This is a genomic window from Microbacterium testaceum (genome assembly GCF_001476285.1).
Lineage (GTDB): Bacteria > Actinomycetota > Actinomycetes > Actinomycetales > Microbacteriaceae > Microbacterium > Microbacterium testaceum_B.
In genome coordinates, this window is the sequence record NZ_LDRU01000150.1 from 1 (window position 1) to 5,312 (window position 5,312).

At 70.5% G+C, this 5,312-nt stretch carries 5 protein-coding genes; 1 reads left to right on the forward strand and 4 read right to left on the reverse strand.

The genetic code is table 11. The features are described 5' to 3' along the window. Nucleotides 1-76: 76 nt before the first annotated feature. Genes NS283_RS18020 through NS283_RS18035 form a run of 4 tightly spaced genes read right to left on the reverse strand, consistent with a single transcriptional unit; the run spans nucleotide 77 to nucleotide 4,131 of the window. Entirely contained in the window at nucleotides 77-1,159 is a 1,083-nt protein-coding gene (locus NS283_RS18020; protein ID WP_058598214.1) for an ABC transporter permease, read from the reverse strand. Continuing rightward, a complete protein-coding gene (locus NS283_RS18025) occupies nucleotides 1,156-2,112 on the reverse strand; it encodes an ABC transporter ATP-binding protein (RefSeq protein ID WP_058598215.1) in 957 nt (318 codons plus the stop codon). The genes NS283_RS18020 and NS283_RS18025 overlap by 4 nt, the downstream gene beginning before the upstream one ends. 47 nt (nucleotides 2,113-2,159) lie before the next feature. Continuing rightward, nucleotides 2,160-3,089: an NAD(P)/FAD-dependent oxidoreductase gene (locus NS283_RS18030; protein WP_058598216.1), complete on the reverse strand. Its 930-nt coding sequence runs from the start codon at nucleotides 3,087-3,089 to the stop codon at nucleotides 2,160-2,162. 52 nt (nucleotides 3,090-3,141) lie between these two features. After that, nucleotides 3,142-4,131: a glycerophosphodiester phosphodiesterase family protein gene (locus NS283_RS18035; protein WP_058598217.1), complete on the reverse strand. Its 990-nt coding sequence runs from the start codon at nucleotides 4,129-4,131 to the stop codon at nucleotides 3,142-3,144. 143 nt (nucleotides 4,132-4,274) lie between these two features. Here NS283_RS18035 and NS283_RS18040 point away from each other — a divergent pair, with 143 nt between their 5' ends. Next, on the forward strand, nucleotides 4,275-5,159 hold the full coding sequence (locus NS283_RS18040; RefSeq protein WP_058598218.1) for a Bax inhibitor-1/YccA family protein: 885 nt from the start codon (nucleotides 4,275-4,277) through the stop codon (nucleotides 5,157-5,159). The last annotated feature ends 153 nt before the right edge of the window (nucleotides 5,160-5,312 follow it).

Genomic DNA, 5,312 nt, shown 5'->3' on the forward strand with positions numbered 1-5,312 from the left:
CCCCCGACCCCCAGTCCCGAGACCCTCGATCCCGAGTCGTCAGCCCGGGCACTCCGCCCCGACATCGGCCGAGACGTCAGGCGATACGCGTCCCCGGCGGCAGGCGCTTCGCCGGAGTGCGCGTGCGCGCGATCCCCCACGTCAGCAACCCCGCCGCGATGATCAGCTGCACGAACAGCCCGACGAACCAGCTCGGCACCGTGCCCTCGAGCTGATCCTCCGGCGTCTCGTTCGACCACGAATCCTGGGGAGCCACGCACCCGTCGAACCGCGTCTCGGTCTCGGGAGCCTTCTGCGCCAGACGGACGCTGTAGGCGATCTGCGAGAACAGGTCACGCGGATAGCCGTCGACGTAGGTCGGGGGCGTGGCATCCGCCAGGATCACGAACGGATTCGCGGCGAGTACCCACCACACGCGATCGAAGCGCGGCACCTCCGAGGTGTACCGGTTCTCGATGCAGGGCAGCTCGTCGTATGTGGGGCACTGGCTGGACCCGTCGAGGGCGCCGGGGGCGCATCCCTCGGGCAATGCATTCCAGTCGAAGTCACGCGTGATCGACACCTGCTCGCTCCGCACCGCGAGTCCGCCGAGGCCGAAGGCGATCAGCGTCCCGATCGACAGCGCAGCGATGACGAGATACGTGCTCGCAACCGAGAAGATCGGCCGCGCGACCACGGCGCTGAAGCCGACACCGACGGCGGCCACGACCCCGACTTCGAGCACCAGGATGCCGAGGGAGGCGAGGATCACGCCCGGGTTCAGGCCACCCGCAGCGGTGGCGACGACGAGGAACGGCGCGGCCACGACGAGGAACGCGAGCCCCGAGATCCACGCGGCGAGGAACTTCCCGATGACGATCTCGGCCGTCGTCACGAGTGTCACCTGGACGGGCGCGAGGGTCGCGGCATCCCGATCCCCGTTCAGGGCGCTGCCACTGAGGGTCGGAGAAACGAGCAGCACGAGCAGGAGCACGAGCATGATGACGAGAGAGAAGAACCACTCGTTGCCCCCGCTGGCGAGCGCGAACGACGCGAACGACAGCGCGAGGACGGCCATCAGGATGACGAAGAACACCCCGAGCAGCACGTACCACCCGACCGAGCGCACGCGCTGACGCAGCTCGATGCCGATGACGGTTCCGAGACGGTGGAGGTTCATGCGGGGCTCCCCTCGCCGCCGGGGCCGACTCTGAGGTCGAGGAAGGCGTGCTCGAGATCGCCCACCGCCGGAGCGAACTCGACCACCGGAACGCCGGCACCGACCAGCGCGCGAAGCCCTGCGACGGCCCCCGCCTCGTCGGCGAACGGCACGAGCAAATCACGACGGTCGACTCCGATCTCGTCGCGAGCACGACCCAGCGCCGCCGCCACCTCGGTACGACCCGCCTCCGCCCCGCGCGACGGATCGGTGAGCAGCCGCACCCGCCATGACCGCGTGCGCGTCGCCGCCGCGGCCACGCGGTCGGTCCCGACCGTGCGGCCGTCCATCATGAAGACCGCGTCGTCGACGACCTCCTCGAGCTCGGACAGCACATGGCTCGAGATGAGGATCGTGCGCCCCTCGCCCGCCAGGCGCCGCAGCAGCACGCGCAGCGCGATGCGCGCCTGCGGGTCGAGGCCCGACGCCGGCTCGTCGAGCAGCAGCACCTTCGGGTCGTGCACGAGCGCCCGCGCGAGCGCGAGACGCTGCTTCTGTCCGCGCGAGAGCACCCGCGCCGCGGACGTCGCGAGCGGGGCGAGGTCGACGAGCTCGAGAAGCTCGTCGGCGCGCGCGCGGGCCGCCGTTCGGGGGATGTCGTAGAGCTGCGCCGTCGCAACGAGGACCTCGCGCGCCGTCAGGCTCGGCCACGCGCCCAGAGAGTCCGGCATCCAGCCCAGAAGACGGCGCGCACCCGTGGGGTCGGCGATCGGATCGACGCCGCCGATCCGCATCTCACCGGCGTCGGGCTGGAGCAACGAGGCGAGCATCAGCATGAGCGTCGTCTTGCCCGAGCCGTTGGGACCGACGAGCCCCGTCACCCGGCCCGGCAACGCCGCGAACGTCACGTCCTGCACCGCCTGAACGGTCCCGAACGAGCGCCGCACCCCCGTCGCGTCGATCCCCACATCCATGGCCCCACCCTAGAGGGGCCTTCCGACATCGCCTCGGGAAGACAGATTCAGGATGCCGCGAGCGCGCGGCCGAGAGCGTCGCCCGACGACCACGCGGTGCGCACCGCAGCGCTCTCGCCCCATGCGTCCCCGCACGCGGACAGGCCGGGCGAGTGGAAGAAGGGCTGACCGGTCGTCGCGGCGGGGCGCGCGAATGTCCACCGGTGCGCGAAGGCCGAGACGGGGTCAGCGCCGATCCCCAGGAGGCGGCGGGTGGCAGCGAGGACGGGCTCGATCGCCGCGTCCGGATCGTCGAGGTGCCGCCGGGCGCGGTCCGCGGTCGTGTGCACGACCAGGACGGGAGCCCCATCGCCGCGCCGATCCCCGTCGTCGGCGATGAACGACACGTCCGGATCGCCGTCGACGAAGGCGCCGTGCAGGTCGGCCGGCCACTGTCGCTCGTCCCACCGCAGCACAACGGCGATGACGGGCTCCCACGCGGCCCCCGAGCCGAGACGGGCATCGGTGAGGCGCGCCGCCTGTGGCCCCGGCATCGCGAGCACGACCTCGCCCGAGGGCTCCCCGTCGATGCGGTAGGGCTCCACACGCTCGACCGTCCGCTCAGACACCACGTCGAGCCCCTGGGCGAGGTCGAGAGCGAGCGAGCGGAGTCCGAGCGGAGCAGCCCATCGCATCGGCCCCGGCTTCGGCGTCTGGTTCCCGTCCGCGTCGACGACGACGAACGTGTCGGTCCAGGGGCGCGCGAGGTCACGCTCCTCCCAGTCCGCGACGACGTGCCCGAATCGGTCCGCCTCGCCGACGACGAAGTACGACGCCCCGAGGTCGACCGGACGCCCCTCGAACGTGCGGCTCGACAGACGCCCGCCGACGCGGCGCCCGCGATCGAGCACGCGCGCCGTCTTCCCGGCATCCTGAACCGCCCGCGCGCACGCGAGGCCCGAGATGCCACCGCCGACCACCGTCACGTCAACCGTCATGCGGCCATCCTCACGCGGCCGACCTCCCGATCGGCAGGGGTTGCGCTCCCCGTCAGCCGCCGAAGACCTCAACGCCCAGGTCGGGATGATCGACGAACACCCCGTCGAGCCGCGCGTCGCGGAGATGAGCCCACTCCGACCGGAAATCACCGAACGCAGCCTGACCGCCGTGCCGGCGATACCCCGGCAGGAGGAACATATTCTCCGGGCGGCATGTCCAGGTGAAGACTCGCAGACCACGGTCCTGAGCCTCGGCGACGAACCGCGCGGGGCCGCGAGCGCGTCCGAGCCGCCCGGGGTCCAGAATGAGCCGTTTGTCAGGGCTGATGCCGTCCACCTCGCGAGTGAGAGCGTCCAGACCGGCGGGCGTCAGCATCGAGGCGTACGTCACGGCCGCGGCTCCATCGCGCTCGCGCAGGTCCCACGGTGCCCCGCCCGCCTCGATGAGTTGGACGAGGGGCGCCTGGATGCCGAGCTCCCGCAGCCGCGCCAGAACGAGGGGCTCGAACGACTCGATGACCAGCGTCGGGTCGTCCAGCCAGTCCGCCTCGCGCAACTCGTCGCGAACGAGCGCCGCCATGTCGAAACCCTGCGCGGCGAACGCCGCCGCGTGCTTGATCTCGAGAACGACCCCCACGCCGCCCTTCCGGGCGAGGTCGAGGACGTCCCGCAGACACAGCACGAACTCGGTGTCGTCGAAAGCCGCGCTGCCCGGTCGCAGGGCGGGGATCCGCTCGCGGCACCGGAGCGTGCGCAGCTCGTTCCAGGTGAAGTCCTCCACGAACCACCCGGTCAGCCGCTCCCCGTCCACGACCTTCGACGTGCGACGTTCGGCGAACTCCGGCCGCGTCGCGACGTCGGTGGTCGCGCTGATCTCGTTCTCGTGGCGAACGACCAGCACGCCGTCCTTCGAGGGGACGACGTCGGGTTCGACGGCATCCACTCCCGCGGCGATCGCCACCGCGTACGAGCTCGGCGAGTGCTCGGGGCGGTATCCGGGAGCGCCTCGGTGGCCGATGATGAGCGGGCGTTCGAGCGGCACCCGCCCACGGTATCGAGGGCGGGTGAACGGCTCCTTTGCTCATAGCGGAATCCCAGTCAACACAAGGAATCTCGCACCCCGCTCGGCTAGTGTTGTGTGACAGCACGGTGCTGTGATGACCATCATTTGGAGTGTGAGTCCCCGTGGCCCTCAACAACCCGGCATTCAATACCCCGGCGTTCCAGGACCCTCGTGCCGGCGCCCAGACCCGTTACAGCCCTCCCGCGGCTCCCGCCGCGAGCGCGGCGGCCGCTGCTGAGGCGGCCAACCTCGAGGGCATGTACACCGCCCCCGCGGCGGGTGCCGTCGAAACCGATCGCATGACGATCGAAGACACCGTCTTCAAGACGCTCGCGCTGTTCGGCGTGCTCGTCGTCGGCGCCGTCGTCGGCTGGATCTGGTCGATGGCCGGCGTCAGCGTCGCGAACCCCAGCCCCAGCGCCGCCCCGATGATCGTCGGTGGCCTCGTCGGCTTCGTGCTCGCGATGGTCGCGATCTTCAAGAAGAAGCCCTCCGTCCCCGTGTTCCTCGCCTACGCGGCGTTCGAGGGCCTGTTCGTCGGTGGCATCTCGGCGTTCTTCGAGTTCATCTACCCGGGCATCGTCATCCAGGCGACGCTCGCGACGCTCTCCGTCGTCGGCGTGACCCTCGCGCTCTTCGCGAGCGGAAAGGTGCGCGCCTCGGCCCGCGCCACGAAGATCTTCCTGATCGCCATGGTCGGCTACATGGTGTTCGGCCTCCTCAACATCGTCCTGATGCTGTTCAACGCCCCGATCGCCGGTGGCGCGTTCGGCATGTACAGCACCATCAAGATCCTCGGCATCCCGCTCGGCGTGATCATCGGTGTCGTCGTGGTCATCATGGCCGCATACTCGCTCGTGCTCGACTTCGACCAGATCCAGCGCGGCGTGCGTAACGGCGCGGCTCGCGTCTACGGCTGGGTCGGCGCCTTCGGCATCATGGTCACGGTCGTGTGGCTGTACGTCGAGATCCTGCGCCTCATCGCGATCCTGCGCGGCAACAACTAAGCACCCTCGCACGAAGGGCCGTCCCGTGCCGGGGCGGCCCTTCGTCGTTCCCGGCGCGCGCTCCCGCGCCTCGACACGCCGCTCGCACCCCCACCCCGCCCCCGGTTGAGTGTCCAAAACACCCGGAGGTCTCCGAAAAGCGTCCGTGTCATG